This is a genomic window from Acinetobacter johnsonii CIP 64.6 (genome assembly GCF_000368045.1).
In the GTDB taxonomy this organism is placed as follows: Bacteria; Pseudomonadota; Gammaproteobacteria; order Pseudomonadales; family Moraxellaceae; genus Acinetobacter; species Acinetobacter johnsonii.
The window spans coordinates 1-1,278 of record NZ_KB849228.1; the positions used below are offsets into that span (position 1 = coordinate 1).

A 1,278-nucleotide genomic window follows, 5' to 3' on the forward strand; every position below is an offset into this window, starting at 1 on the left:
TAACCGTATTACCGCCTTTGAGTGAGCTGATACCGCTCGCCGCAGCCGAACGACCGAGCGCAGCGAGTCAGTGAGCGAGGAAGCGGAAGAGCGCCCAATACGCAAACCGCCTCTCCCCGCGCGTTGGCCGATTCATTAATGCAGCTGGCACGACAGGTTTCCCGACTGGAAAGCGGGCAGTGAGCGCAACGCAATTAATGTGAGTTAGCTCACTCATTAGGCACCCCAGGCTTTACACTTTATGCTTCCGGCTCGTATGTTGTGTGGAATTGTGAGCGGATAACAATTTCACACAGGAAACAGCTATGACATGATTACGAATTCGAGCTCGGTACCCGGGGATCTGCCACTTCTTCACGTTGTTGAGGATTTTACCCAGAAACCGGTATGCAGCTTTGCTGTTACGACGGGAGGAGAGATAAAAATCGACAGTGCGGCCCCGGCTGTCGACGGCCCGGTACAGATACGCCCAGCGGCCATTGACCTTCACGTAGGTTTCATCCATGTGCCACGGGCAAAGATCGGAAGGGTTACGCCAGTACCAGCGCAGCCGTTTTTCCATTTCAGGCGCATAACGCTGAACCCAGCGGTAAATCGTGGAGTGATCGACATTCACTCCGCGTTCAGCCAGCATCTCCTGCAGCTCACGGTAACTGATGCCGTATTTGCAGTACCAGCGTACGGCCCACAGAATGATGTCACGCTGAAAATGCCGGCCTTTGAATGGGTTCATGTGCAGCTCCATCAGCAAAAGGGGATGATAAGTTTATCACCACCGACTATTTGCAACAGTGCCATATCAAGCGACTTCTCCTATCCCCTGGGAACACATCAATCTCACCGGAGAATATCGCTGGCCAAAGCCTTAGCGTAGGATTCCGCCCCTTCCCGCAAACGACCCCAAACAGGAAACGCAGCTGAAACGGGAAGCTCAACACCCACTGACGCATGGGTTGTTCAGGCAGTACTTCATCAACCAGCAAGGCGGCACTTTCGGCCATCCGCCGCGCCCCACAGCTCGGGCAGAAACCGCGACGCTTACAGCTGAAAGCGACCAGGTGCTCGGCGTGGCAAGACTCGCAGCGAACCCGTAGAAAGCCATGCTCCAGCCGCCCGCATTGGAGAAATTCTTCAAATTCCCGTTGCACATAGCCCGGCAATTCCTTTCCCTGCTCTGCCATAAGGGGTCTGACGCTCAGTGGAACGAAAACTCACGTTAAGGGATTTTGGTCATGAGATTATCAAAAAGGATCTTCACCTAGATCCTTTTAAATTAAA

At 53.6% G+C, this 1,278-nt stretch carries 2 pseudogenes; both read right to left on the reverse strand.

The features are described 5' to 3' along the window. Positions 1 to 337: 337 nt before the first annotated feature. Positions 338 to 733, reverse strand: a pseudogene (locus tag F986_RS17630) (IS6-like element IS26 family transposase); the annotation flags it as partial. A 169-nt stretch (positions 734 to 902) separates the two neighbouring features. Further along, positions 903 to 1,172, reverse strand: a pseudogene (locus F986_RS17635) (IS91 family transposase); the annotation flags it as partial. Positions 1,173 to 1,278 lie beyond the last annotated feature (106 nt).